This is a genomic window from Acinetobacter sp. NIOH-H-8, from assembly GCF_046635365.1.
Classification (GTDB): Bacteria; Pseudomonadota; Gammaproteobacteria; order Pseudomonadales; family Moraxellaceae; genus Acinetobacter.
On record NZ_JBHDVN010000198.1, the window covers coordinates 1 to 448 of the forward strand.

Below are 448 nucleotides of genomic sequence, written 5' to 3' on the forward strand. Positions count from 1 at the left end.
GCCTGGCGCTGCCGATTATCGCGCTGGCCTGGCACTACGGTTGGCAAGGGGCGCTGATCGCGACGTTGATGAACGCCATCGCGCTGATCGCCAGTCAAACCTGGCGCGATCATCCGGTGGATTTATTGCTCTCGTTGCTGGTGCAAAGTCTGACAGGGTTGTTACTGGGCGCTGGCATCCAGCGGTTGCGTGAACTTAACCAGTCGCTGCAAAAGGAACTGGCGCGCAATCAGCATCTGGCTGAACGGTTGCTGGAAACCGAAGAGAGCGTGCGTCGTGATGTGGCGCGTGAGCTGCATGATGATATCGGTCAGACCATCACTGCTATTCGTACTCAGGCGGGCATTGTTCAGCGGCTGGCGGCAGATAACGCCAGCGTGAAGCAGAGCGGGCAGCTCATCGAACAACTATCGCTGGGCGTTTACGACGCGGTGCGCCGTTTGTTGGG

At 58.9% G+C, this 448-nt stretch carries 1 protein-coding gene; it reads left to right on the top strand.

What is annotated here, in order from left to right; all coding sequences use genetic code 11:
• On the top strand, window positions 1-448 hold a 448-nt coding region (locus ACEWB7_RS17780; RefSeq protein ID WP_411581057.1), incomplete at both ends, for a histidine kinase.